This window comes from Thauera propionica, assembly GCF_002245655.1.
Lineage (GTDB): Bacteria > Pseudomonadota > Gammaproteobacteria > Burkholderiales > Rhodocyclaceae > Thauera > Thauera propionica.
In genome coordinates this window covers 98,787-124,602 of sequence record NZ_NOIH01000008.1, presented here as the reverse complement: position 1 = coordinate 124,602, position 25,816 = coordinate 98,787, and the positions used below count along the sequence as shown (strand labels likewise).

General features: G+C 65.3%; 25 protein-coding genes and 2 tRNA genes. 7 read left to right on the top strand and 20 right to left on the bottom strand.

The annotated features are described in order from the left end of the window. Positions 1 to 7: 7 nt before the first annotated feature. The 7 genes from lepA to rpoE form a co-directional block, all read right to left on the bottom strand. Positions 8 to 1,804, bottom strand: coding sequence for a translation elongation factor 4 (gene lepA, locus CGK74_RS08625; protein ID WP_094268085.1), 1,797 nt, complete (start codon positions 1,802 to 1,804; stop codon positions 8 to 10). Positions 1,805 to 1,873: 69 nt separating this feature from the next. Next, positions 1,874 to 2,113, bottom strand: a complete 240-nt coding sequence (locus tag CGK74_RS08620; protein ID WP_420823172.1) for a glutaredoxin family protein — start codon at positions 2,111 to 2,113, stop codon at positions 1,874 to 1,876. 32 nt (positions 2,114 to 2,145) lie between these two features. Beyond that, positions 2,146 to 3,561: a Do family serine endopeptidase gene (locus CGK74_RS08615; RefSeq protein ID WP_094268083.1), complete on the bottom strand. Its 1,416-nt coding sequence runs from the start codon at positions 3,559 to 3,561 to the stop codon at positions 2,146 to 2,148. Then, positions 3,558 to 4,025, bottom strand: a complete 468-nt coding sequence (locus CGK74_RS08610; RefSeq protein WP_094268082.1) for a SoxR reducing system RseC family protein — start codon at positions 4,023 to 4,025, stop codon at positions 3,558 to 3,560. Before CGK74_RS08610 ends, CGK74_RS08615 begins: the two co-directional genes overlap by 4 nt. Beyond that, positions 4,025 to 4,993 carry a MucB/RseB C-terminal domain-containing protein gene (locus CGK74_RS08605; RefSeq protein ID WP_094268081.1) on the bottom strand — a complete coding sequence of 323 codons (969 nt, stop codon included), beginning with the start codon at positions 4,991 to 4,993 and terminating at the stop codon, positions 4,025 to 4,027. Before CGK74_RS08605 ends, CGK74_RS08610 begins: the two co-directional genes overlap by 1 nt. Beyond that, positions 4,990 to 5,547 (bottom strand): sigma-E factor negative regulatory protein, encoded by a 558-nt coding sequence (locus CGK74_RS08600; RefSeq protein WP_094268080.1) that lies wholly within the window; start codon positions 5,545 to 5,547, stop codon positions 4,990 to 4,992. The genes CGK74_RS08605 and CGK74_RS08600 overlap by 4 nt, the downstream gene beginning before the upstream one ends. Positions 5,548 to 5,555: 8 nt before the next feature. Further along, positions 5,556 to 6,155, bottom strand: coding sequence for an RNA polymerase sigma factor RpoE (rpoE, locus tag CGK74_RS08595; protein ID WP_094268079.1), 600 nt, complete (start codon positions 6,153 to 6,155; stop codon positions 5,556 to 5,558). A 237-nt stretch (positions 6,156 to 6,392) separates the two neighbouring features. Here rpoE and nadB point away from each other — a divergent pair, with 237 nt between their 5' ends. Continuing rightward, a complete protein-coding gene (gene nadB / locus CGK74_RS08590; RefSeq protein WP_094268178.1) occupies positions 6,393 to 7,988 on the top strand; it encodes an L-aspartate oxidase in 1,596 nt (531 codons plus the stop codon). Positions 7,989 to 7,992: 4 nt separating this feature from the next. Here nadB and CGK74_RS08585 read toward each other — a convergent pair whose 3' ends face one another. The 9 genes from CGK74_RS08585 to CGK74_RS08545 form a co-directional block, all read right to left on the bottom strand. Then, positions 7,993 to 8,475, bottom strand: coding sequence for a protein YgfX (locus CGK74_RS08585; protein ID WP_094268078.1), 483 nt, complete (start codon positions 8,473 to 8,475; stop codon positions 7,993 to 7,995). Between the two features lie 24 nt (positions 8,476 to 8,499). Then, entirely contained in the window at positions 8,500 to 9,735 is a 1,236-nt protein-coding gene (fabF, locus tag CGK74_RS08580; protein WP_094268177.1) for a beta-ketoacyl-ACP synthase II, read from the bottom strand. A gap of 90 nt (positions 9,736 to 9,825) precedes the next feature. Continuing rightward, complete coding sequence (gene acpP, locus CGK74_RS08575) at positions 9,826 to 10,065, bottom strand: acyl carrier protein (RefSeq protein WP_004255952.1); 240 nt, start codon at positions 10,063 to 10,065, stop codon at positions 9,826 to 9,828. A gap of 90 nt (positions 10,066 to 10,155) precedes the next feature. Beyond that, positions 10,156 to 10,905: a 3-oxoacyl-ACP reductase FabG gene (gene fabG / locus CGK74_RS08570; RefSeq protein ID WP_094268077.1), complete on the bottom strand. Its 750-nt coding sequence runs from the start codon at positions 10,903 to 10,905 to the stop codon at positions 10,156 to 10,158. Positions 10,906 to 10,908: 3 nt separating this feature from the next. Then, positions 10,909 to 11,838: an ACP S-malonyltransferase gene (gene fabD, locus CGK74_RS08565; protein WP_094268076.1), complete on the bottom strand. Its 930-nt coding sequence runs from the start codon at positions 11,836 to 11,838 to the stop codon at positions 10,909 to 10,911. 36 nt (positions 11,839 to 11,874) lie between these two features. Next, complete coding sequence (locus CGK74_RS08560) at positions 11,875 to 12,840, bottom strand: beta-ketoacyl-ACP synthase III (RefSeq protein WP_094268075.1); 966 nt, start codon at positions 12,838 to 12,840, stop codon at positions 11,875 to 11,877. Further along, positions 12,837 to 13,853: a phosphate acyltransferase PlsX gene (plsX, locus tag CGK74_RS08555; protein WP_094268176.1), complete on the bottom strand. Its 1,017-nt coding sequence runs from the start codon at positions 13,851 to 13,853 to the stop codon at positions 12,837 to 12,839. Before plsX ends, CGK74_RS08560 begins: the two co-directional genes overlap by 4 nt. A 102-nt stretch (positions 13,854 to 13,955) precedes the next feature. Further along, the gene (gene rpmF / locus CGK74_RS08550) at positions 13,956 to 14,135 is read right to left on the bottom strand and encodes a 50S ribosomal protein L32 (protein WP_004255959.1); all 180 of its coding nucleotides are present in this window, start codon (positions 14,133 to 14,135) and stop codon (positions 13,956 to 13,958) included. A 29-nt stretch (positions 14,136 to 14,164) separates the two neighbouring features. Further along, positions 14,165 to 14,695: a YceD family protein gene (locus CGK74_RS08545; RefSeq protein ID WP_094268074.1), complete on the bottom strand. Its 531-nt coding sequence runs from the start codon at positions 14,693 to 14,695 to the stop codon at positions 14,165 to 14,167. Positions 14,696 to 14,799: 104 nt separating this feature from the next. On the opposite strand from CGK74_RS08545, the gene CGK74_RS08540 reads away from it, so the two are divergent. Both CGK74_RS08540 and CGK74_RS08535 read left to right on the top strand, forming a co-directional pair. Next, a complete protein-coding gene (locus CGK74_RS08540; protein WP_094268073.1) occupies positions 14,800 to 15,375 on the top strand; it encodes a Maf family protein in 576 nt (191 codons plus the stop codon). Continuing rightward, positions 15,372 to 16,118, top strand: coding sequence for an SAM-dependent methyltransferase (locus CGK74_RS08535; RefSeq protein ID WP_094268072.1), 747 nt, complete (start codon positions 15,372 to 15,374; stop codon positions 16,116 to 16,118). Before CGK74_RS08540 ends, CGK74_RS08535 begins: the two co-directional genes overlap by 4 nt. 15 nt (positions 16,119 to 16,133) lie before the next feature. On the opposite strand, the gene CGK74_RS08530 is transcribed toward CGK74_RS08535, so the two are convergent. Both CGK74_RS08530 and CGK74_RS08525 read right to left on the bottom strand, forming a co-directional pair. After that, positions 16,134 to 16,790: an HAD-IA family hydrolase gene (locus CGK74_RS08530; RefSeq protein WP_094268071.1), complete on the bottom strand. Its 657-nt coding sequence runs from the start codon at positions 16,788 to 16,790 to the stop codon at positions 16,134 to 16,136. Further along, complete coding sequence (locus tag CGK74_RS08525) at positions 16,783 to 17,742, bottom strand: RluA family pseudouridine synthase (RefSeq protein ID WP_094268175.1); 960 nt, start codon at positions 17,740 to 17,742, stop codon at positions 16,783 to 16,785. The genes CGK74_RS08530 and CGK74_RS08525 overlap by 8 nt, the downstream gene beginning before the upstream one ends. A 445-nt stretch (positions 17,743 to 18,187) precedes the next feature. Here CGK74_RS08525 and CGK74_RS08515 point away from each other — a divergent pair, with 445 nt between their 5' ends. After that, positions 18,188 to 21,184 carry an Rne/Rng family ribonuclease gene (locus tag CGK74_RS08515; RefSeq protein WP_094268070.1) on the top strand — a complete coding sequence of 999 codons (2,997 nt, stop codon included), beginning with the start codon at positions 18,188 to 18,190 and terminating at the stop codon, positions 21,182 to 21,184. Between the two features lie 99 nt (positions 21,185 to 21,283). On the opposite strand, the gene CGK74_RS08510 is transcribed toward CGK74_RS08515, so the two are convergent. Together CGK74_RS08510 and uvrB are read right to left on the bottom strand one after the other, a co-directional pair. Then, entirely contained in the window at positions 21,284 to 21,754 is a 471-nt protein-coding gene (locus CGK74_RS08510; protein ID WP_094268069.1) for a low molecular weight protein-tyrosine-phosphatase, read from the bottom strand. A 17-nt stretch (positions 21,755 to 21,771) separates the two neighbouring features. Continuing rightward, positions 21,772 to 23,868, bottom strand: coding sequence for an excinuclease ABC subunit UvrB (uvrB, locus tag CGK74_RS08505; protein ID WP_094268068.1), 2,097 nt, complete (start codon positions 23,866 to 23,868; stop codon positions 21,772 to 21,774). Positions 23,869 to 24,019: 151 nt separating this feature from the next. On the opposite strand from uvrB, the gene CGK74_RS08500 reads away from it, so the two are divergent. The 3 genes from CGK74_RS08500 (at position 24,020) to CGK74_RS08490 (ending at position 25,536) form a co-directional block, all read left to right on the top strand. After that, positions 24,020 to 25,228 carry an amino acid aminotransferase gene (locus CGK74_RS08500; RefSeq protein WP_094268067.1) on the top strand — a complete coding sequence of 403 codons (1,209 nt, stop codon included), beginning with the start codon at positions 24,020 to 24,022 and terminating at the stop codon, positions 25,226 to 25,228. A gap of 92 nt (positions 25,229 to 25,320) precedes the next feature. Continuing rightward, positions 25,321 to 25,396: transfer RNA gene (locus CGK74_RS08495), tRNA-Asn, on the top strand. Between the two features lie 64 nt (positions 25,397 to 25,460). Continuing rightward, positions 25,461 to 25,536 (top strand) — tRNA-Asn (locus CGK74_RS08490). The last annotated feature ends 280 nt before the right edge of the window (positions 25,537 to 25,816 follow it).

The window sequence follows — 25,816 nt, the reverse complement described above, 5'->3', positions numbered from 1 at the left end:
TTGTCCGTCACTTGCCTTCGTCGGTACGCAGTACGGCGAGGAAGGCCTCCTGCGGGATCTCGACGTTGCCGACCTGCTTCATCCGCTTCTTGCCTTCCTTCTGCTTCTCCAGCAGCTTCTTCTTGCGCGTGATGTCGCCGCCGTAGCACTTGGCGAGCACGTTCTTGCGCAGCGCCTTGATCGTCTCGCGCGCAATGATGTGCGAACCGATCGCGGCCTGCACGGCGACGTCGAACATCTGACGCGGGATCAGGCCACGCAGCTTCGCCGCCAGTTCGCGGCCGCGGTACTGCGCGCTGACGCGGTGCACGATGACCGACAGCGCATCGACCTTCTCGCCGCCTACCATCAGATCGAGCTTCACCAGGTCGGCCGGGCGGTACTCCTTGAACTCGTAGTCGAGCGAGGCGTAACCGCGCGAAACGGACTTCAGCTTGTCGAAGAAATCCATGACGACTTCGTTCATCGGCATGTCGTAGGTCAGCTGCACCTGACGGCCGTGGTAGCGCATGTCGACCTGCACGCCGCGCTTCTGGTTGCACAGCGTGATCACCGGCCCCACATAGTCCTGCGGCAGGAAGATGGTGGCGGTGATGATCGGCTCGCGAATCTCGGCATACTTGCCCACTTCGGGCAGCTTGGCCGGATTCTCCACATGGATGATCTCACCGCTGTTCAATACCACCTCGTAGACCACCGTCGGCGCGGTGGTGATGAGGTCCATGTCGAACTCGCGCTCGAGGCGCTCCTGCACGATGTCCATGTGCAGCAGGCCGAGGAAGCCGCAGCGGAAACCGAAGCCCAGCGCCTGCGAGACTTCGGGCTCGAACTGCAGCGAGGCGTCGTTGAGGCGCAGCTTCTCGAGCGAATCACGCAGCTGGTCGTATTCGGACGACTCGACCGGGTACAGGCCGGCGAACACCTGCGGCTTGATTTCCTTGAAGCCCGGCAGCGGCTCCGCGGCCGGCTTGTTGGCCAGCGTCACCGTGTCGCCGACCTTGGCCGCTTCGAGCTCCTTGATGCCGGCGATGATGAAACCCACCTCACCGGCACAAAGCTGCTCGCGCCCGACCGAACGCGGCGTGAACACGCCCACCTGGTCGCACGGGTACTGCGCGCCGGTCGACATCAGCAGGATGCGATCCTTGGGCTTGAGCACGCCATCGACCACGCGCACCAGCATGACCACGCCAACGTAGTTGTCGAACCACGAGTCGATGATCAGCGCCTTGAGCGGTCCCTCCGGATTGCCCTTCGGCGGCGGAATGCGGGCGACAATCGCCTCAAGCACGTCCTGCACGCCGAGCCCGGTCTTCGCCGAACACAGCACGGCCTCGGATGCATCGACGCCAATGACGTCCTCCACCTCACTGCGCGCGTTGTCCGGATCGGCCGCCGGCAGGTCGATCTTGTTCAGGACAGGCACCACCTCGACGTTCAGATCGAGCGCGGTGTAGCAGTTCGCCACCGTCTGCGCTTCGACACCCTGCGAGGCATCGACGACCAGCAGCGCGCCTTCGCAGGCTGCTAGCGAGCGGCTGACCTCGTAGGAGAAGTCGACGTGCCCCGGCGTGTCGATGAGGTTCAGGTTATAGACCTGACCATCCTTGGCCTTGTAGCTCAGCGCCGCCGTCTGCGCCTTGATGGTGATGCCGCGCTCGCGCTCGATGTCCATCGAGTCGAGCACCTGCTCTTCCATCTCGCGGTCGGACAGGCCGCCGCAGAAGTGAATCAGACGATCGGCCAGGGTCGATTTGCCGTGGTCGATGTGGGCGATGATCGAGAAATTTCGGATATGGTTCATGCGAAACGAAAAGGGTGCCTCGCAGCACCCGTTTCGGAATGAGTTCGGGAAAGCGCCTGGATAGGCTCGTCAAGCCCGCGATTCTAGCGGAAAACCGCTGCAATAAGCGCGCACTGCGGCTTCGTCGAGGTGGTAGTGGCACAGCTCGCGGTCACCGTGCATCAGCACCGGCACCAGTTCGTCCCAGCGCGCCTCGAGCTCCGGATGCAGATCAACATCGACGACCTCGATCTCCCAGCCATACTCGGCTGCGACCGGCTCGAGCGCGGCGACCAGGTCATGACAAAGGTGGCACCACTCGCGACTCAGCACCGTGAATCTGCGCGCGCCCGCAACCGCGATCACTTGCCCGCCCTCAGGCTGACGTAGGAAGTCGCCTCGCCACGCCGAACCAGCAGCGTCACCTGCTGTCCGCCCTCAAGCCCACCAACAAAGCGGTCGAAGTCGCCCACCGAGTTCAGGCGCACCTGTCGCCCACCAACCACCGCTGCCAGCACCACGTCGCCCTGGCGAATCTCGGCGCGCGCAGCCGCCCCTTGCGAACGCTGCACCACGAGCCCTTCGGACAGGCCCTGATCGCGCCGCTGCGCAGCCGTCGGCGGCGCAAGCACCAGGCCTAGCCGGTTCGGCGGCATCGCCGAGCGCGAACCATTGCCCGCCACTGCAGGCTGCTTCGGATCCTGCCACTCGCCCACCGTAAGCTTGAGACCAAGCGCTGCCCCACCACGATAGACCTCGACCGGAACGGTCGTGCCGGGCTGCACTGCCGCGACGATGCGCGGCAGGTCGTTCGATGCGCCGACCTCGCGGCCAGCGAAGCGCACGATCACGTCGCCCTGCTCGATCCCGCCCTTGGCTGCGGGACTGTCAGGCTCGACCGAACTGACCAGCGCGCCAGCCGCCCGCGGCAAGCCGAAGCCGTCGGCCAGATCGCGCGTAACCTCCTGAATCGCAACGCCGATACGGCCACGCTGCACGCGTCCCTTCGTCCGCAATTGCTGCTGCACATCCATTGCCACGTCAATCGGAATCGCGAACGACAGGCCCATGAAGCCACCGGTGCGGCTGTAGATCTGCGAGTTGATGCCGACCACCTCGCCCTTCAGGTTGAAGAGCGGACCACCCGAGTTGCCCGGATTGATCGCCACGTCGGTCTGAATGAATGGCACGAAGTTCTCGTCCGGCAACGAGCGCCCCTTCGCACTGACGATCCCCGCCGTCACCGACTGATCGAAGCCGAACGGCGAACCGATCGCGACGACCCATTCGCCGACCTTCAGCCGTTCCGGATCGCCCAGCGTCACACGCGGCAGTCCTGCGGCCTCGATCTTGATCAGCGCGACGTCGCTGCGCACATCCGCACCGATGACACGCGCGCTGAATTCGCGCTTGTCGGCGAGCCGCACGAGAATCTCCTCGGCCTCCTCCACCACATGCGCATTGGTCAGGATGTAGCCATCATCGCTGATGATGAAACCCGAGCCCAGCGACTGATTGTCCGGATCGGAGCCGGGAAACTCCGGGTGTTTGGGAATGAACTTGCGAAAGAAGTCGAACATCGGGTCCGACTCGTCGAAGTTCGGAAAGGGCAGCTGCGTCTTCTCGTTGCGCTCCTGCGTGGTGCTGATGTTTACCACGGCTGCACCCTGCCGCTCCACCAGCGCGGTGAAATCGGGCAACGACGCGGCGATCGCGGCCGGAATCCAAAGCAGGAGCGCGACGACGACCCACAGCCGTCGCATGAAGGGAAGAGTCATCGCGTTTCCTCGAACGAGTGGAGGCAGGTTGCCTCGGGCGCGAGCTTCATCGTGAGCTGGGCGCGCCAGTTGCGGCTGCGAAACAGCAGACGATTCAGGCCGTACGCAAGCGCAAGCCCCAGTGCGCCGCCGATTGCCGCCGCAGCGTCGACCGCAGCTTCACCGCCGAGCGCCGCACCTGCGCCTGCCCCAAGCAGAAGCAGCACGGCACCCAGGCCGTAGCTCGCCATGGCGGCCTTGAGGGGCCCACCATCAGGAATGTCGACCAGCACCCGATCGCCGGGCACCAGCATCAACTCACTCGGCAGCCAGAACTCCGCCTTGGCGGGTCCGAAAGCCTGCGTGATCTGGACCGAACGGCACCCACCGGGCTCATCACAGCGACCGCAGCCGCCGCCCGCTTCGGCAACGCGCAGGCGCACGCGCCCGGGCTCCACCTGCAGCACTTGTGCATGTGCCTGCATCACTGACCCGCGGGCAGGATCGCGTCGCCGATGAGCTTGACCGCACGCTCGGGCACCTCACCAAGCGCCGTGACCAGATGACCATTGACCGAACGTTTGTAGATATTGATGGCACCACTGGCCAGGGGACCGAGTCCGACCTGCACGCCATCGTTGAGCGGCTCGATGAACACCGACACCGAGGCCAACCCATCGCTGAAAACCATATGAACGGCCTGCCCGCGCTCGGGGCCCAGCGGCCTGCGCATCACCGAAGTCAGCGCGTAGCCTTGTGGCGCCGACGCCACCGTCCAGCCGCTATCGGCCTTGGAGAGTTCGCTGCCCCGGGCATTGACGACACGCCAGCCGTCAACATCGTCGAAGCGCGGCTTCAGCAACTGGGCGTCCACATCGCCACCGATGCGCACATCGCTGAAGGCGAACTGCTCGATGACCTGCCCCGCCTCGTTGACCGTACGCGCCTTCAACAACAATCCCGACTGCAACTCGGCCCACAGCGTATGACCGTAGCGCAGGTCGTCGCGCGGCTCGAGAATCAACGCCTGGGCCTCGAGCCCGGCGACACGACTGACCTCTCCCTTGCGGATGCGGTAGCTCTCGGCCAGCCCGACCGGCGACAGCGGCAAACGAGCGGGAAAAGCCCTGCGGCCGGCGGATTCATCGATGATCACGGTGCGCTGATCGGGCAGCACGCAGCGGACCTCGCTGCCCGTGCGGATGACTTCTCGCGGACTACCGTCCAGCACCTCAAGCCGCTCATACTCACCACTGGCATCGACACGATGCGCAATGCGGGAGGTCTCGACGTGGCCGCCCGACTGATACATGAACGTCCCAACGTAATTGAGCCGTTGCCCGGCCGTTGCGATCCGCCCCATCCAGGCCAGGGGGTCGGCCGGCGCCTCGGCGATCGCGGCCCCGTGCAACAGGGCCGCGCATACTCCCAGAACTGCCGCGAAACCCCTCATCGACCCGTGCCCTCGGGCTGCGCCGAAACGGTTCTGACATACTGTACCGCGGTCGGCATCGGGCCACCGCTGACGCCCTGATGGGCGAACACGTACTCGCGCAGCGGATCGTCGACCAGCGCCTGAACGCGCGAAACCACAACGGCGGATTGGGCGCTGTTGGCGACAATCGGGGGCGCGGCAACCCGTTGCACGGCAATCGTCGCAGGCACCGGATCGTCCTGCGAATAAAGGGTGGCGGCCACCAGTCCGACAGCTGCAACACCCATCACCGAAGCCGCAATCGGCATCAGCTTGTGCCAGAGGCCGCTGCGTGCCGCGCTGCTGGCGAGAGCGACCGGTGCAAACACCGTGGGCTCGTCTTCCAGCCCCGACATGACGCGATCGACAAAGCTGACGGAGCCGGTTCGCTCACCCCGAATGACATCGCCAATCAGGCAGTACGCATCCCAGTCGCGACGCAGCGCCTCGTCCCGGCGCAAGCCTTCGAAAATCGGTCGCATCGCCTGTTCGTCGAGATCGCCATCGATCAGGGCCGAGAGTTTGTCCTTCATGCCTACACCTACCAACGTTTGTCCGGCGCCGTATCCAGCAACGGCCGCAGGCGCTCTGCAATCGCTTCACGCGCGCGGAAGATCCGCGAGCGCACCGTACCGATCGGGCACTCCATGATGTTGGCGATCTCCTCGTAACTGAGGCCTTCCAGCTCGCGCAACATGATGGCAGTCCGCAGCTCCTCGGGTAGAGCTGCCATCGCATCGTCGACGGTTTCACCAATCTGTCGCGTCATCAGAAGCCGCTCGGGCGTGTTGATGTCGCGCAACTGGTCACCGTCTTCGAAGGTTTCCGCTTCTTCCGAGTCGAAACTCGTCGAAGTCGGCGCCCTTCTTCCCTGGGAGACGAGGTAGTTCTTCGCGGTGTTGATACCGATCCGGTACAACCACGTGTAGAACGCACTGTCCCCACGGAACGAACCCAGCGCACGGTAAGCCTTGATGAAGGTTTCCTGCGCCACGTCTTCGACCTCGGCTGAATCGCGGATCAGTCTGGACAGCAGGCGATTCAGCTTGCGCTGGTACTTGGATACCAGCAAGCCGAAAGCCTGCTTGTCGCCGCGCTGCACGCGCTCGACGAGTTGCTGATCGATTTCACGATCGGTCATGGAGTGTTCGTACTTTCCGGAAATTCAAAATGACAAAGCGTCCGGATTATATGCGAGCACCCCTGCACTCACCAGAAGCGGAAGACACAGGCACAGACACGACCCTGTGCGATTAGTTCATACGCCGGCAAGGTCTTGTGCCTCAAAGTCAACAATCCTCCCGGCCCCGGCCACAGTCCCGTAAGCGCGTGCGTGCGTGCTATATTTTTGCCCTTTCTCACGAGCCAGGGCGACATCTTGCTGAAACAGTACGACGTACTCATTCTTGGCAGCGGCGCCGCGGGGCAATCGATGGCTCTGCGGCTTGCGGAATGCCTCAAGGTCGCCCTCGTCACCAAGCGCGAGCTCTCCGACAGCGCAAGCAACTGGGCGCAGGGGGGCATCGCCGCGGTCCTCGACACCACCGACAGCGTCGAGGCGCACATCCAGGACACCTTCACCGCCGGCGCGGGCTTGTGTGACCCGGTTGCCACGCGCTTCGTCGTCGAGAACGGCAAGCGCGCCATCGAATGGCTGATCGACCGCGGCGTACCCTTCACGCGCGAGGCCGACTCCCAACTCGGCTACCACCTCACCCGCGAGGGCGGCCACTCGCACCGGCGCATCATTCATGCCGCCGACGCGACCGGGGCCGCGGTACAGACCACCCTCTCGGCACAGGTGCGTGCGCATCCGAACATCGACATCTACGAGCACCACATCGCCATCGACCTGGTGCTCGGCGACAAGGTCGGACAAGCGGGGGCGGGATGCCTCGGCGCGTACGTGCTCGACATCAAGACCGACAAGGTCGTGACTTTCGCGGCCCGCAACACGGTACTCGCCACCGGCGGCACCGGCAAGGTCTACCTGTACACGACGAATCCGGACGTCGCCACCGGGGATGGCGTGGCAATGGCCTGGCGCGCTGGCTGCCGGGTCGCGAACATGGAGTTCATCCAGTTCCACCCCACCTGCCTGTATCACCCGCAGGCGAAGTCCTTCCTGATCTCCGAAGCCGTGCGTGGTGAAGGCGGACTGCTGAAGCTCCCGGACGGCACCCGCTTCATGCCCGAGCACGACCCGCGCGAGGAACTCGCCCCACGCGACATCGTCGCGCGCGCGATCGACTTCGAGATGAAGAAGCGCGGCATCGACTGCGTGTATCTCGACATCAGTCACAAGCCGGCCGACTGGCTGCGCTCGCATTTCCCGAACATCCACGCACGCTGCCTGGAACTGGGGATCGACATCACCAAGGAACCAATCCCTGTCGTGCCGGCGGCGCACTATTCCTGCGGGGGCATCGTCACCGACCTTGCGGCCCGCACCGACGTGCCCGGCTTGTACTCCGTCGGTGAATCCGCCTTTACCGGCCTGCACGGCGCCAACCGCCTCGCCAGCAATTCGCTTCTCGAATGCCTCGTGTTCGGTGAGGCCGCGGCACAGGACATCCTCGCCAAGCCGCGACAATCGCCGCCCGCGCTGCCCGACTGGGATGAAAGCCGCGTGACCGATGCCGACGAGGAAGTCGTCATTTCGCACAACTGGGCCGAGCTGCGACGCGCCATGTGGGACTACGTCGGCATCGTACGCACCACCAAGCGCCTCAAGCGCGCCCAGCATCGCATCCGGCTCCTGGCGCGCGAGATCCACGAGTTCTACTCGAACTTCCGTGTCAGCAACGACCTGATCGAGTTGCGCAACCTCGTCGTCACAGCCGACCTCATCGTCGCCTGCGCACTCAAGCGCAAGGAAAGCCGCGGCCTGCACCACTCGCGCGACTTTCCCGACCTGCTCCCGCGCGCCCGCGAAACGATTCTGCGCCCGCGGCGCAAACGCGAACGTCGCTGAGCCCTCAGCCCTCGTCGACCGGGGCGGCCTTGTGGCGGATCCATATCCGCAACGGCCGCCACTGCGACTCAGGGAGATTCGCCCGCGTCAGCATCAGGCGCGAGCCAAACCAACTGCTGCCCCTCCGTACGCCGATTTGCTCCTCTGCGAGCGGGAGCCACACGGCCCAACCGAGATCGACATGGCCGTCGGCGAGCGCGAATGAACGCGAGATCGCCCCCTCCCCGTGACTGAGCAGGCCGTTGCCGTGCAGCGTCAGCACCACGCCGCGCTTGGCCAGCTCGGCCCGCAGCGCGAGAACGAGGGACAAAAGCACCGCGCCCCACGCCGCGAGAGGCGCCAAGGTCGACATCGAGAGCAACGCACCCCGCGCGAGCGACAGCGCCGGAACATGAAAAAGCGCCAATCCGGCCCCGACGTGCAGGGCCAGGATTGACGCCATGACGCGCCGCGAAGGACGCAGCGCGATTGTCAGCGGGAAGTGCATGGAGCGGCCATGCCCCGCCCGCGATCAGATGCGCCGGAAGACCAGCGTGCCGTTGGTGCCGCCAAAGCCGAAGTTATTCTTCAGCGCCACGTCGATCTTCATCGGACGGGCCACATTAGCGCAGTAGTCCAGGTCACACTCCGGATCCTGCTCGAAGATGTTGATCGTCGGCGGCGAGATCTGGTTGTGGACCGCCAGCACCGTGAACACCGATTCCACCCCGCCGGCACCACCGAGCAGATGGCCGGTCATCGACTTGGTCGAGTTAATGACAAGCTTCTTCGCCGCATCGACGCCGAAGGCCAGCTTGATGGCCTCGGTCTCGTTCTTGTCGCCCAGCGGCGTCGAGGTGCCGTGCGCGTTCAGGTAATGGATCTGGTCCGGATTCACGCCAGCGTTCTTCATGGCGTTGACCATGCTGCGACGCGGACCGTCGGTATCAGGTGCCGTCATGTGGTACGCATCGCCGCTCATGCCGAAACCGGCGAGCTCGGCATAGATCTTCGCGCCACGGCGGACAGCGTGTTCGTACTCCTCGATCACCATCACGCCCGCACCTTCGCCCAGCACGAAGCCGTCGCGGTCCTTGTCCCACGGGCGGCTCGCGGTGGCCGGATCGTCGTTGCGGGTCGACAGCGCCTTGGCCGAAGCGAAGCCGCCGATCGCGAGGTTCGTGACGGTGGACTCGGCACCTCCGCACACCATGACGTCAGCATCGCCGTATTCGATCATGCGCGCACTCAGGCCGATCGCATGCAGGCCGGTGGTGCACGCGGTCACCACCGAGATGTTGGGCCCCTTCATTCCGAACATGATCGACAGGTTGCCGGAGATCATGTTGATGATGGTGCCCGGAATGAAGAAGGGCGAAATCTTGCGCGGACCGCCGCCGAGGAAGTCGTCGTGCGTGTCCTCGATCATCGGCAGGCCGCCGATGCCGGAACCGATATTGACGCCGATCCGATCGGCGTTGGACTCATTGACCTCAATGCCGGAGTCGCGGATCGCCTGGATGCCCGCAGCCATGCCGTAGTGGATGAAGACATCCATGCGGCGCGCGTCCTTGGCGGACAGGTATTCGGTGACGTCGAAGTTCTTCACCTCGCCCGCAATACGGGCGGCGAAGGCACTTGCGTCGAATCGGGTGATCGGACCAATGCCGCTCTTGCCGGCAATCAGATTTTCCCAGGCCTCGGGAACAGTATTGCCGACCGGCGAAATCAGACCCAGACCGGTGACGACGACTCTACGACGCGACACGGGCAACTCCGTTGAAATCAATGAAGAAAATACGAGAAGTCCGGATACCGCTCACGCGGCGTCCGGACCGCAGGAACTCAAGGAAGCGAATTACTTCTTGAGATGGGCGTTGACGTAGTCAATCGCCTGCTGGACGGTGGTGATCTTCTCGGCCTCTTCGTCCGGGATTTCGCACTCGAATTCTTCTTCGAGGGCCATGACCAGCTCCACGGTGTCCAGCGAATCCGCGCCAAGATCATCGACGAACGAAGACTCGATCTTGATCTCCGATTCGTTCACGCCAAGTTGCTCAGCGACGATCTTCTTGACGCGCTGTTCGATGTTCTCCATGAACTAACTCCTTCCCAGAGGGTAACGGGTGTATTGAAAAAGCCGGCGTATTCTACCAAAACCCGGCTGAACCGCTATCCTGACCGTTGGTCAGGACATGTACATGCCGCCATTCACGTGCAGGGTGGTCCCCGTCACGTAGGCAGCGGCAGGCGATGCAAGGAACGCGACCGCGCCCGCAATCTCTTCCGGACGCCCCAGGCGCCCAAGTGCGATGTTGCCGAGCAGTGCGTCGCGCGCCGCCTCGGGCAGCGCACGGGTCATGTCGGTATCGATGAAACCGGGCGCCACGCAATTCACCGTAATGTTGCGGCTGCCCAGTTCGCGCGCCAGCGCACGCGTCATGCCGGCCACGCCGGCCTTCGCAGCCGCATAGTTGGCCTGACCCGGATTGCCAGCGCTTGCGACCACTGAAGTGATGTTGATGATGCGACCGGTGCGCGCCTTCATCATGCCGCGCATCACCAGCTTGCTCATGCGGAAGACGGCACGCAGATTGGTGTCGATCACCGCATCCCACTCCTCATCCTTCATGCGCATCGCGAGGTTGTCGCGCGTGATGCCGGCGTTGTTCACCAGGATGCCGATCGCCCCGAACCGCTTCTCGATATCGCCGACCAGCGCATCGCAGGCATCGGCGTCGGTCACGTTCAGCGCCATGCCCGCGCCCTTGCAGCCAGCCTCGAGCAGCGCCTTCTCGATATCGGCGGCGCCGGACTCCGAGGTGGCGGTGCCGACCACGGTCGCACCGAGGCGCCCCAGTTCAAGCGCCACTGCGCGACCAATGCCGCGCGACGCGCCGGTGACCAGCGCCACCTGTCCTTCAAGCGAAAAACTCATTCCTTACCCCACCGCCGCAATCGACTGCTCGAGGCTCGCCGCATCGTGCGCCGAACCGCCTTCCACTTCCTTCGCAATGCGCTTGGTCATGCCGGCCAGCACCTTGCCCGGCCCACACTCGATGACATGAGTCATGCCACGCGCCGCCATTGCCTGCACCAGCTCGATCCAGCGCACCGGCGAATAGGCCTGGCGCACCAGCGCATCGCGGATCTTCTCCGGATCATCATAGACGGCGACATCGACGTTGTTGATGACGTCGATCTGCGGCTTGACGATGGCAACGCCCGCGAGGCGTTCCGCCAGGCGCTCGGCGGCCGGGCGCATCAGCGCACAGTGGAACGGCGCCGACACCGGCAGCAGCACCGCGCGCTTGGCGCCCTTGGCCTTGGCGATCTCGCCCGCACGCTCGACCGCTGCCTTCGCGCCAGCGATCACGATCTGTCCCGGCGCATTCAGGTTGGCAGCCTCGACCACCTGCCCTTGCGCAGCCTCTGCGCAAGCCTCGCGCACCGCGTCGGCTTCGAGCCCCATCACCGCGGCCATCGCACCCTCACCGGCAGGCACGGCTTCCTGCATCGCCTGTGCGCGGAAGCGCACCAGCGGCACGGCATCCTTGAACGCCATGGCGCCTGCCGCAACCAGCGCCGAATATTCACCGAGGCTGTGACCCGCCACCAGCGCCGGCTTGGCGCCACCCGCCGCCAGCCATGCACGATAGGCGGCAACACCTGCGGTCAGCATCAGCGGCTGGGTGTTGACCGTCAGCGCAAGGCGCTCGGCCGGCCCATCGCACACCATGGCCCACAGGTCTTCGCCCAGCGCATCGGACGCTTCAGCGAAGGTTTCACGAATCACTGCAGACTCGCCATAGGCGGCCATCATGCCGACCGATTGCGAACCCTGCCCGGGAAAAACCAGCGCAAATGCCATGCCTGCTCTCCGGTTGTCAGAAATGAAGATGAAGAATCAGAAATCGATCAGGGCTGCGCCCCAGGTGAAACCGCCGCCGACGCCCTCGATGATGACGCGTTGGCCCGGGCGCAGCTTGCCGCTGCGCACTGCCTCGTCAAGCGCCAGCGGAATCGACGCGGCCGAAGTATTGCCGTGATGATCGAGCGTGGTGATGACCTTGTCCATCGACAGCCCCAGGCGCTTGGCCGTGGCCTGGATGATGCGGATGTTGGCCTGGTGTGGAATGAGCCAGTCGACGCTGTCGGCGCTCTCGCCCGCCACTTCCAGGACTTCGTGGGCGACGTCGCCGAGCACCTTGACCGCGAACTTGAACACCGCCTGACCGTCCATGCGCAGGAAGGGGTCGCCGATGACCTGACCGGAAGCCACGCCGCCGGGCACGCACAGGATCGGGTGATGACTGCCGTCCGCATGCAGTGCCGAGGCGCGAATGCCAGGCTGCTCGGACGCCTCCAGCACCACCGCGCCGGCACCATCGCCGAACAGCACGCAGGTCGCGCGGTCCGACCAGTCAAGGATGCGCGAAAACACCTCGGCACCGATCACCAGCGCACGCTTGTGACTGCCCGAGCGAATGAACTTCTCGGCGACGGTCAGCGCATAGACGAAGCCGCTGCACACCGCCTGCACATCGAACGCCGCGCCGCCATTGCGGATGCCGAGCTTGGCCTGCACCAGTGCCGCCGTACTCGGGAAGATGTAGTCGGGGGTCGAGGTCGCGACAATGATCAGATCGATGTCCTCGGCCTCGCAGCCTGCGGCTTCGATCGCCCGCTCCGCCGCGATGCGCGCCAGATCGCTGGCACCGACATCGGCGGCCGCCAGGTGGCGACTGCGGATGCCCGAGCGAGTGACGATCCACTCGTCCGATGTATCGATGCCGCGCGCAACGAGATCATCGTTACTCACCGGATTGCCGGGCAGATAGCTCCCGGTGCCCGCGATCCTTGCGTAGATCATGCTTTTACCTCGTTCATGCTCGCCATCCTTTCGGAAATGCGTTCGATGAGTCGATTGGACGCCGCATCGGCCGCGCGCGACAGCGCATTGCCGAAGGCAACCGCGTCGGCCGAACCGTGGCTCTTGAGCACCACCCCGCGCAAGCCCAGCAGGGGCGCGCCGTTGTACAGCCGGTGATCGACACGCTTCTTGAAACGCTTGAGCACCGGCAGCGCCACGACCGCCATCAGCTTGGTCAGCAGCGAGCGACTGAACTCCTGCTTCAGGAAGGCGCCCAGCATCTGCGCCAGGCCTTCGGAGGTCTTCAGCGCAACGTTACCGACGAAGCCGTCGCAGACGACCACATCGACCGTGCCTTCGTAAATGTCGTCCCCCTCGACGTTGCCGAAGAAGTTGAGGCCGCTGGCACGCAGCAACTCGCCGGCCTCCTTGACGACGTCGTTGCCCTTGATGGCCTCTTCGCCAATGTTCAGCAGACCGACGCTGGGTCGCTCCTTGTGTTCGATGGCCGCGACCAGCGACGAGCCCATGACCCCGAACTGGAGCAGATGTTCGGCCGTGCAGTCGACGTTGGCACCGAGATCGAGCACGTAGGTGTGCCCCTTCATCGAGGGCAGGACGGTGGCGATCGCCGGGCGGTCGATGCCCGGCAGCGTCTTGAGGACGAAACGCGAAATCGCCATCAGCGCACCGGTATTTCCGGCCGAGACGGCAGCACAGGCCTCGCCGGCCTTGACCAGGTCCATCGCGACGCGCATCGAAGAATCCTTCTTGTTGCGCATGGCGATGGCGGGCGGGTCGTCCATGGTGACGACCTCGGACGCCGGATAGATGCGGATCCGGGCACCGAATTCGGAAACCGCCGAGCCGAGATGGGGCTCGATCGCCTCTTCCCGACCGACGAGAATTACATTTGCATCAGGATGACTGCGCAGAAAGGAGAGCGCAGCAGGCACGGTCACGACCGGGCCGTGATCGCCACCCATGCAGTCGATCGCAATGGTGACACCCATCGGCATCTCGCGTGATTCAGACAGTGATTGGAAAAGAAACGCGGAAAAAAAGCGGCGCAGGCGCATTGCGCCATGCGCCGCCCTCGCGCTCGAGAGGCGGAATTACTCGCCCTTGGCCTTCATGACCTTCTTGCCACGGTACACCCCGCTCGGGCTGACGTGGTGACGCAGGTGCACTTCACCCGTGGTCGGCTCGATGGCCAGCGCCGGGGCGGTAAGGAAATCGTGGGCGCGGTGCATGCCACGCTTCGACGGGGACTTCTTGTTCTGTTGGACGGCCATGAAAATGCTCCTGATACAAATTAATGCGCCTAGTCTGCGCGATGACTGCCTCGCAGCGACGCCAGCGCAGCGAAAGGCGATTCTTCATTCGCCCCATTACCACCCCGGGGCGCTTCACATTGTTCGTGTCGCGGCGCAATCGGCAACGCCAGCAGGATCTCGTCCTCGATGAGCCCGAGCAGATCGAGTTCGCCGTCGATCTCGATTGCATCGACCTCGTCGTCCTCGAGTTCCTCATCCGGAATCGGCTGACCGACCCGCACAGGCTGGAGCACGGTCTCTACCGCCAGCACCCAGTCGAGACCACCGAGGCAGCGCTGGCAGCGCAGATTCAGCGTGCCATCGAGCCGGAGCTTCAGGCGGGGGTCGGACTGACCGGACACCACGCCTTCGAACATCGAGCCCTCAACCGACCAGCTGATCGCCCCGTCGGTGCTGACGAGCGAATCTGCCAGACGCGACAGCTTCGCCACCGCCACCTCGCCCCGCAGGGTTCGTGCATCGGCAGCGAAACGAAACGGATCGGCAATCTTGCCGGACGATGCGCTTTGTTGCGACATAAGCCGTGCATGATATTATTTTTTCTGGCTTTGTGTCAAAGCCGTCATGCATCGTGACGCCCTCGCGGGCGTCCGCTCCGCCGCACCACCCGCCCTTGCCTCCGATGAAACTCGTCCTCGCCTCCACTTCCACCTACCGGCGGATGCTGCTCGAACGCCTGTCCATTCCTTTCACGGTCGCCCGCCCGGACATCGACGAATCCCCGCTCAGCGGCGAATCGCCCGCAGCCACCGCAGAACGGCTCGCCGCCGAGAAAGCGCGCGCCGTCGCCCGGGACTGGCCCGACGCGCTGATCATCGGCAGCGATCAGGTGGCCCACATGGGCAACGAAATCTTCGGCAAGCCCGGCACGGAATCCCGCGCGATCGAGCAGCTGCAGCGGATGAGCGGCCAGACGGTGGTCTTTCATACCGCACTCGCCCTGCTCAACACCCGCAGCGGTAACGTGCAGATCGAGGGCGTACCGACCTCGGTGCGATTCCGCACACTGAGCGACGACGAGATCCGGCGCTATGTCGCCAAGGAACGCCCGCTCGACTGCGCCGGCAGCGCAAAGTCCGAAGGTCTCGGCATCGCCCTGCTCGACGCGCTGTCGGGCGACGACCCGACCGCACTGATTGGCCTGCCATTGATCGCACTGTCCCGCATGCTGCGCGCCGAAGGCGTCGAACTGCCATGAGCGCCCTCCCCCAACGCGGCCCCGGCGAGCAAGGCACGCTGTTCCTCGTTCCTGTCGCACTTGGCGATACCCCCTGGCCCGGCTTCCTGCCCACCCAGGCCCAGGCGATCACGACCAGGCTGCACCACTTCGTCGTAGAAACGGCGCGCGCCGCACGCGCCCACCTGAAGCAGCTCGACTACCCGCACCCGCTGCGCGACACCGACATCCGCGAACTACCTGCCGACCCTGCAAAGGCCAGGGACACCGAGTTCGACGCCCTGCTCGCCCCCGCACTCGAGGGCCGCGACATCGGCCTGATGTCCGACGCCGGCTGCCCGGCCGTCGCCGACCCCGGCGCCCGTCTCGTCGCCCGCGCCCACGCGCTCGGCATCCGTGTTGCGCCGCTGGTCGGCCCGTCGTCGATCCTGCTCGGCCTGATGGGCTCCGGGCTCAACGGCCAGAGCTTCGCCTTCCACGGCTACCTGCCGGTGAACGAAGCCGAGCGCGACACCGCGCTGCGCGCCCTCGAGGACGAATCACGCAAGCTCGGACGCACGCAGATCTTCATCGAAACGCCGTACCGCAACGAGCGCATGTTCGACGCCCTGCTGAAAACGTTGAAGCCCGTAACACGCCTTTGCGTCGCCTGCGACCTCAGCACGGCCAACGAACTGCTGCAGACCCGCAGCGTGCGCGACTGGAAGAAGGCGGAGCGCCCCGCGCTCGCAAAACGCCCCAGCCTGTTCCTGCTGCTCGCCTGAAGACCGCCGCGCAGATCAGGCGCGCTCGAGCAGCCAGCGCACCATGTCGCCGGGCGTCTGCACACAGGCCAGCGGCGACTCCGCCTCGAGTGCGGACCGTGGGTGCGCCCCGAAGCTGACCCCCAGCGCAGCGACACCCGCATTCTTCGCCATCTGCAGGTCGTGCGTCGTGTCGCCCACCATGAGGGTGCGCTCCGGCATCACACCGAGTTCGTCCATCAACTCATCAAGCATCGCCGGATGCGGCTTGGAGAAGCACTCGTCGGCGCAGCGGGTGGCGTGAAAATGCACACCCAGCCCGGTGCTGCCCAACACGCGATTCAGCCCCGCCCGGCTCTTGCCGGTCGCCACACCGAGCATCTTGCCGCGCCCGGCCAGTTCGCCGACCAAGGCCTCGACGCCTTCGAACAGCGTCAGCTCGTGGTCGCGCGAAAGGAAATGATGACGATAACGCTCGATCATGCGCGGATAGTCGGGCTCGCGCAGCTCGGGCACGGCGTGGCGCAGGGCATCGCCAAGCCCCAGCCCGATCACGTAGCGCGCACGCTCGTCCGGCGGCTCGGGCAGACCGAGATCACGGCACGAAGCCTGGATCGCATGCACGATGGCCGCGGCCGAATCCATCAGCGTGCCGTCCCAGTCGAACACGATCAGGTCGAAACGCTCAGCCATGGATCTTCTCCGGTGCGCCCAGCGCATCAACGAAACCCTGCAGCTCGTCGGGCAGCGGCGCCTCGAAGGACAAGGCCTCACCCGTCAGCGGATGAGCGAACTTCAGCTTCGCCGCATGCAGGAACATGCGCTTCAGCCCCTCGCCTTCGAGCCGCTTGTTGAGCGCGAAGTCGCCGTACTTGTCGTCGCCGCACAGCGGGAAGCCCAGGTGCGCCAGATGCACGCGGATCTGGTGGGTGCGGCCGGTCTTGAGTTCCACCTCCAGCAGGCTGTAGTCGCGCCAGCGCCTGACCAGGCGGACGATGCTGTGCGCCGGCTTGCCTTCGTCGCTGACACGCACGCGGCGCTCGCCGTCCGCAGTCAGGTACTTGTGCAGCGCCACCTTCACGTGCTGCAGCGGATTGTTCCAGCGCCCGGGAACCAGCGTCAGGTAGCGCTTCTCGATACGCCCCTCGCGCATCATGTCGTGCAGCGCGGTCAGCGCCGAGCGCTTCTTCGCCACGATGAGCAGACCGGAAGTCTCGCGGTCTAGGCGGTGCGCAAGCTCGAGCATGCGCACGTCGGGGCGCTGCACGCGCAACTGTTCGATCACGCCATAGCTCACGCCGCTGCCGCCATGCACGGCTTTGCCCGCCGGCTTGTCGATGACGATCAGTGCCTCATCCTCGAATACCACGGGCAACGGCTTGCCCGCGGGCGCAGGCGCGCTGCGGGTCGGCTCGGCGACGCGGATCGGCGGAATGCGCACCTCGTCGCCTTCCGCCAGGCGGTAGGTCTGCTGCACCCGGCCGCCGTTCACACGCACCTCGCCGCTGCGCAGGATGCGGTAGATGTGGCTCTTGGGCACGCCCTTGGCGACGCGCAACAGGTAATTGTCGATGCGCTGACCGGCCGAAGCCTCGTCGATACGCTCGTGTCTTACCGCAATGCTTTTGCCTTCGATAGTCGTCATGAAATATACTTTCGGGCGGTTGACCCGGTCGCTGCCAGCCAAGTGCATCACGTCGAGGTTTCGTGCGTCAGAACGACGAAGCCGACAGACGACGGCAGACTGCTGGCGATGAGCCCTGAAGAGCGCTCCCGGCGTCACCGCTGCGTGCCATCCAAAGCCGAAAAAGGCGCCGATGGTAACGCAATCGCCAACTTCGATACACCCATCCAGCCCCCGGGTTGGATATTGACGCGTTACTCGCACTTGCAGGATCAAATGTTCCGGCCCGGCAGCCCTACCCGGCGCGCCGGCGGGAGCAAGAGAATATCGACCAGCCGACCCATCACAGCCCGACAAACCCACCGGATGAAAGCAGAAGCCCTACCCAATCGCTCCTGAACCCGGAAAGCGCGATGGTGCGCGCCGTTCGTCCTGCCCGTGCTTCTGACGCGGGAGAACGATCCAAATGAAGCGCATGCTTTTCAATGCGACGCAGGCCGAAGAACTGCGCGTCGCGATCGTGGATGGTCAGAAACTGATCGACCTCGATATCGAATCGGCCGCAAAAGAAGAACGAAAGAGCAACATCTACAAGGCGGTCATCACCCGCATCGAGCCCAGCCTCGAAGCGGCGTTCGTCGACTATGGCGCCGAGCGCCATGGCTTCCTGCCGTTCAAGGAAATCTCCCGCTCCTACTTCCAGCCTGGCGTTGACGCCGGCAAGGCCTCCATCAAGGAAGCCCTGAAGGAAGGCCAGGAGCTGATCGTCCAGGTCGAGAAGGACGAGCGCGGCAACAAGGGCGCGGCGCTCACCACCTACATCTCGCTGGCCGGCCGCTATCTGGTGCTGATGCCCAACAACCCGCGCGGCGGCGGTGTTTCGCGCCGCGTCGAGGGTGACGAGCGTGCGGAACTGCGCGAGGTCATGGATCAGCTCGACGTGCCGCAGGGCATGAGCCTGATCGCCCGCACCGCCGCCATTGGCCGCAACGCCGAAGAGCTGGAGTGGGACCTCAACTACCTGATGCAGCTGTGGCGCGCCATCGAAGGCGCAGCTCAGGGCCAGACCGGCGCATTCCTGATCTACCAGGAAGGTAGCCTCGTGATCCGCGCGATCCGCGACTACTTCCAGCCCGACATCGGCGAGATCCTCATCGACACCGATGACGTCTATGAGCAGGCGCGCCAGTTCATGGCCCACGTCATGCCGGGCAACGTCAACCGCGTGAAGCGCTACAGCGACGACGTGCCGCTGTTCTCACGCTTCCAGATCGAACACCAGATCGAGTCCGCCTACTCGCGCCAGGTCGGCCTGCCCTCGGGCGGCGCCGTCGTCATCGACCACACCGAAGCGCTGGTGTCGATCGACGTGAACTCCGGCCGTGCCACCAAGGGCTCGGACATCGAGGAAACCGCCTTCCGCACCAACTGCGAGGCGGCCGACGAGATCGCCCGCCAGCTGCGCCTGCGTGACCTGGGTGGCCTGATCGTCATCGACTTCATCGACATGGAGTCGCAGAAGAACCAGCGCGAGGTCGAGAACCGCTTGCGCGACGCGCTGCGCCACGACCGCGCCCGCGTGCAGACCGGCAAGATCAGTCGCTTCGGCCTGCTCGAGCTGTCGCGCCAGCGCCTGCGTCCGGCTCTGGCCGAAACCAGCTACATCACCTGCCCGCGCTGCAACGGCACCGGCCACATCCGCAGCACGGAGTCGTCCGCGCTGCACATCGTGCGCATCCTCGAAGAGGAGGCGATGAAGGAAAACACCGGCGCGGTGCACCTGCAGGTGCCGGTCGACGTCGCCACCTTCCTGCTCAACGAGAAACGCGTCGACATCGCCCGCATCGAGATGCGTCACAAGGTGCAGCTGATCATCGTGCCGAATCGTCATCTGGAAACGCCGGCGCACGAGATCATCCGCCTGCGCCACGACCAGCTGAACGCCGAGGACATCGCGCTGGCCAGCTACCAGATGGTGCAGAAGCCCGCCGAGGAAGAGCAGCGCCTGCCGACCAAGGCCAACGAGCGCCCCGCCCGCCAGGAAGCGGCCGTCAAGGGCATCGAACCTGCGCAGCCGGCACCAATGGCCGCCGCTGCGATCCCGGCTGCGGCGGAAGTGCCCGCCGCTCCGGCGCAGAAAGGCCTGCTCGCGCGCATCATGGGGTGGTTTACCGGCGGCAAGCCGCAGGCTGCCGAGCCGGTCGCCGAGCCGGTGGTCGAGGCCGCACCGAAGCGTGAAGGCCGCGGTCGCAACGAGCGCAACGGCGAAGGCCGTCGTGGCAATGGCAATCGTGGCCGCCGTGGCGAACGCGATGGCGAGACCCAGGGCGGACGTGGCCAGCGCGGCGAACGCCAGGAACGCACCGAGGGTGGCGAGAAGCCGCAGCGCGCGGCACAGGCCGAAAAGGCCGAGCGCGGCGACCGCCAGGAACGTGGTGAGCGCCAGGAACGCGGCGAAGGCCGTCGCGGTCGCGGCCAGCGCAGCCAGCGCACCGAGGACACCGAACGCGCCGGCGAAACCGTCGCGCCCGAGGCCAGCGAGGCCCTGCTGAAGGCCGCCGTGCCGGCGGTCGCAGCCGATGCTACCGAAGGGCTCGTCGTCGAACCGACGGTTGGCGAGGACGGCACCCCCAGCGAAAAGCGTCGCCGCCGTGGCCGTGGTCGCGGTCGTCGCTCCGGCGAGGCCCAGGGCGCAGCCGCCATTGCCGGAGCGGATGAGACCGTGACGGGCGAAGCAGCGGACCTGGCAACCGAGGGTGAAGCTGCTGCCGTTGAAGCGGCACCCGCTAAGGTCGAGGCGCCCGCTGTCGCGGCCGAACCGGTCGAGACGCCTGCTCCGGCCGGCGAGCAGGTGGCCGTCGAAGCGCCCGCTGCGGCGCCCTTCCAGGCCGCCACGGCCGAAGCTACGCCGGTTGAAACAGCCGAGGAACCCGCCGCGACGGAAGCCGCTACCGAACCCGCCAAGCTCGAGCCTGTCCTCGTGGCCGAAGAGGCTGCGCCGATGCCGCTGCCGGTTGCCGAAGCTGTCACCGTCGAGGCTGCTGCGGAAGAGGCGGCTGAGGAAGCACCCGCGCCTGTGAAGCTCGAGCCCGAATTCGTCCCGACCGAGACCCCGGCGGAAGCCCCGGCGGCAATCGAAGCGCCGAGCGTCGAGACCGAGCCGGCCGCCCCGGCCGAAGCGCCTTCGCTGATCGAGCGTGCAGTTGCAGCGCAAACGACCGAAGCGGCTCCTGCAGCCGCAGCGAGCGTGGCGGAAGCCAAGCCCGCGCTGGCGCCGAGCGCACCGATCGAGCTGCCGTCGACGCCGACGGAAAGCGGTCTGATCATGATCGAGACCGATCCTTCCAAGCGCGCCGATTTCGGCACGGGCGCACCGGAGCAGGCCGTGCGCCTGGGCCGCAAGCCACGCCCGGCGCCTGTGGTCGTCGAAGAGCCCCTGCAGCAGGTCGAGACGAACAAGTAAGCGTCAATCGCACTGCCGAAACACAAAGGCCATCCGCAAGGATGGCCTTTTTTCATTCTCGGTGCCCGACGAGCCAGGCACCCACGGCGGCACTTGCGCTCAGGCGCGCGCTGTCACGGTGTCCAGCAACCCCTTCACGCCGTCCTCGCACATGTCGAGCACCACGTCGAACCCCCGCGGCCCGCCATAGTAGGGATCGGGCACTTCATCGTACTCACTCCCCCTCGCGTACTCCATGAACAGTCCGAGACGCGGACGATAGACCTCGGGACACAGGCGGCGCATCGTCTCCAGATGCCCGCGATCCATCGCCAGCAGCAGGTCGAAGCGCTGAAAATCGAAGGGATCCAGCTTGCGCGCACGCAAGGCCGACAGATCGTAGCCACGCAGCTGCGCCGCCTTGCGCGTGCGCGGATCGGGCGCCTCGCCCACGTGGTAACCGTGCGTCCCGGCCGAGTCGACCTCGATCAGCCCGTCCAGCCCGCCCGTGCTGATGAAATGCCGCGCCACCGCCTCGGCCGTCGGCGAGCGGCAGATGTTGCCCGTGCATACGAACAGGATCTTCGTCATTCTTCGTCTCCTCCTCGTCAGACGCTGCCGTGCTGGTCTGCGCCAAATGCGCGCTGGCGGAGCTTGAACAGCTCGTCGCGCGCTGCAGCGGCCTTCTCGAACTCCAGGTTGCGGGCGTGTTCCTGCATCTCTTTTTCCAGGCGCTTGATCGCCCGCGCCAGTGCCTTCTCGTCCATCACCGCATAATCGGCATCCTTCTCGGCCACGCGTGCGGCATCGCGCTTGGCTCCATCCGAATCATAGACCCCGTCGATGATGTCCTTGATGCGTTTCGTCACCGACTTGGGCACGATGCCGTTGGCCTCATTGAAGGCGATCTGCTTCTGCCGGCGGCGCTCGGTCTCGCCGATGGCGGCCTTCATCGAGTCGGTCATGCGGTCGGCGTAGAGGATGGCGGTGCCATGCAGGTGGCGCGCAGCGCGACCGATGGTCTGGATCAGCGAACGCTCGGAGCGCAGGAAGCCCTCCTTGTCCGCATCCAGGATTGTCACCAGCGACACTTCGGGGATGTCCAAGCCCTCGCGCAGCAGGTTGATCCCGACCAGCACGTCGAACTCGCCCAGGCGCAGGTCACGGATGATCTCGACCCGCTCCACCGTGTCGATATCCGAGTGCAGGTAGCGCACACGGATGCCATTGTCGGCGAGGTAGTCGGTGAGGTCCTCGGCCATGCGCTTGGTCAGCACGGTGACCAGCACGCGCTCGTTCACCTCGAGCCGCTTCTTGATCTCGGTGAGCAGGTCATCCACCTGCGTCATTGCCGGGCGCACCTCGACCACCGGATCAATCAGGCCGGTCGGGCGCACCACCTGCTCCACCACCTGCCCCTGGTGTTCCTCCTCGTACTTCGCCGGCGTCGCCGACACGAAAACGGTCTGCGGCATCAGGCGCTCGAACTCGTCGAACTTCAGCGGCCGGTTGTCCAGCGCGGATGGGAGGCGGAAGCCGTAACCGACGAGGTTCTCCTTGCGCGAGCGGTCGCCCTTGTACATGCCGCCCACCTGGCCGATGGCGACGTGCGACTCGTCGATGAACAGCAGTGCGTCCTGCGGCAGATAGTCGATCAAGGTCGGCGGCGGCTCGCCCGGCCCGCGGCCAGACAGATGACGCGAGTAATTCTCGATGCCCTTGCAGAAACCCATCTCGTTCAACATCTCGAGGTCGAAGCGGGTGCGCTGCTCGATGCGCTGCGCCTCCACCAGCTTGCCCTCGCGCTGGAACAGCGCGATGCGCTCCTTCAGCTCCTCCTTGATCGCCTCGATCGCCTGCAGCACCGTGGCGCGCGGCGTCACATAGTGGCTGGACGGATACACGGTGAAACGCGCCAGCTTGTGCTTCAGGTGGCCGGTGAGCGGGTCGAACAGGGTCAGGTGCTCGATCTCGTCGTCGAACATCTCGATGCGCACCGCGAGCTCGGCGTTTTCCGCCGGAAAGACGTCGATCACGTCGCCGCGCACGCGGAAAGTGCCGCGCCGAAAGTCGATGTCGGCGCGGGTGTACTGCATCGCCACCAGGCGCTGGATGAGGTCGCGGTGCGCCATGCGCTCACCTTCGCGCAGGTGCAGGATCATCGCGTGGTAATCGACCGGGTCGCCGATGCCGTAGATGCACGACACCGTGGCCACGATGACCACGTCGCGCCGCTCCATCAGGCTCTTGGTGGCGGAGAGCCGCATCTGCTCGATGTGCTCGTTGATCGAAGAGTCCTTCTCGATGAAAAGGTCGCGCGAGGGCACGTAGGCCTCGGGCTGATAGTAGTCGTAGTAGCTGACGAAGTACTCGACCGCGTTCTCGGGCAGGAACTCCTTGAACTCGGCGTACAACTGCGCCGCCAGCGTCTTGTTCGGCGCCAGCACCAGTGCCGGGCGGCCCATCCGGGCGATGACGTTGGCCATGGTGTAGGTCTTGCCCGAGCCGGTCACGCCGAGCAGGGTCTGGTACATCAGGCCATCTTCCACGCCCTCGCACAGCAGGCGGATCGCCTCGGGCTGGTCGCCGGCAGGCGGAAACGGCTGGTGCAGGCGGAAGGGGCTGCCCTCGAAGGTGACCACCTGCCCACCCTGCGCACCTTGCTGCGGCGCATCGTTTCCGGCGCTATTGCCTTGACTCGTCATGCTAAAATTCCCGCTCTATTCCGGTGCATCGCCGCACGGCAGCACCGGACGAAAACGCCGATTATTTCCCAAATCGCGCCGCAAGGCACGGCACATTGCCGATCCTGCCGCACGAGACCATTGCTGCCCCACTGGAACGACTGGAGTCCTCATGTCCGCTTCGATCTTCGCCGCCGTCGAGATGGCGCCCCGTGACCCGATCCTTGGCCTGAACGAGGCCTTCGCCGCCGACACCCGTGCCGAGAAGGTCAACCTCGGCGTCGGCGTCTACTACGACGACAACGGCAAGATCCCGCTGCTGGCTGCCGTGCGTGCCGCCGAGAAGGCCCGCCTCGAAGCCATGCCGCCGCGCGGCTACCAGCCGATCGAAGGCCCCGTCGCCTACAACAGCGCGGTGCAGAACCTGCTGTTCGGCAAGGACTCGGCACTGGCCACCAGCGGCCAGGTCGTTACCGTCGAAGCCCTGGGCGGCACCGGCGCGCTGAAGGTCGGCGCGGATTACCTCAAGCGCCTGCTGCCGAACGCCAGCGTCTACATCTCCAACCCGAGCTGGGAGAACCACCGCGCGCTGTTCGAATCCGCCGGCTTCCCGGTCCAGAACTACGCCTACTACGACGCCGCCACTCGTGGCGTGAACTTCGCCGGCATGAAGGCCAGCCTCGAAGCCGCGCCCGCCGGCTCGATCATCGTGCTGCACGCCTGCTGCCACAACCCGACCGGCGCCGACCTGTCGGACGCCCAGTGGGATGAAGTGGTCGCCGTGTGCCGCAGCCGCGGTCTGGTCCCCTTCCTCGACATGGCCTACCAGGGCTTCGCCGACGGCATCGACGCCGACGCCGTGGCCGTGCGCGCGTTCTCGGCCAGCGGCCTGCAGTTCTTCGTCTCCAGCTCCTTCTCCAAGAGCTTCTCGCTCTACGGCGAACGCGTCGGCGCACTGTCGATCGTCACCGCCAGCAAGGAAGAAGCCGGCCGCGTGCTGTCGCAGGTCAAGCGCGTGATCCGCACCAACTACTCCAACCCGCCGATCCACGGTGGCGCCATCGTCGCCGCAGTGCTGAACTCGCCCGAACTGCGCCAGATGTGGGAAGACGAGCTGGCCGGCATGCGCGACCGCATCCGCAGCATGCGCACCAGCCTCGTCGAGCAGCTCAAGGCCGAAGGTGTGGCGCAGGACTTCTCCTTCGTCATCAAGCAGCGCGGCATGTTCTCCTACACCGGCCTCACCGTCGACCAGGTCGAGAAGCTGAAGTCCGACTTCGGCATCTACGCCGTGTCCACCGGCCGCATCTGCCTGGCCGCGCTGAACTCGAAGAACATCGGCTACGTCGCCAAGGCGATCGCCCAGGTCGTCAAGGGCTGATCTTCGCTTGATCCGGGCGGGGCGAGGACACAAAAAAATCCTCACCCCGCCTTGACGCAAAGGCGCACCCTACCTACAATGCGCGCCTCTGTTCCCCGATAGCTCAGTCGGTAGAGCGCCGGACTGTTAATCCGTAGGTCCCTGGTTCGAGCCCAGGTCGGGGAGCCAAGTTTCAGAACTTGGTGTTTCCCAAAGGAACAGCGAGTCGCAGCCAACGCTGCAAAAAGGTAATTCCCCGATAGCTCAGTCGGTAGAGCGCCGGACTGTTAATCCGTAGGTCCCTGGTTCGAGCCCAGGTCGGGGAGCCAGCTTCAAACGAGAATGCCATCCTTCCGGATGGCATTTTTCGTTCACCGGGTATCAGAGCGGACATCTGCGCCGTTTCTTGCGCACTGCATCCCCATACCCTCCTCCTGATGGTCGGCTGGCCGAACTGGGCCGTTCTGGTGGCGCCTGTGGGCTTCTCACACGCCGAACCCGCCCCTGCAGCCCATCGACCTTGCCTTGCGCCCAACCGAACTGACGGCAGCCCTACGGCGACCGCAGACGATCAGCCCTGCCCCATCTGTCCTCACCCGCGCTCAAATG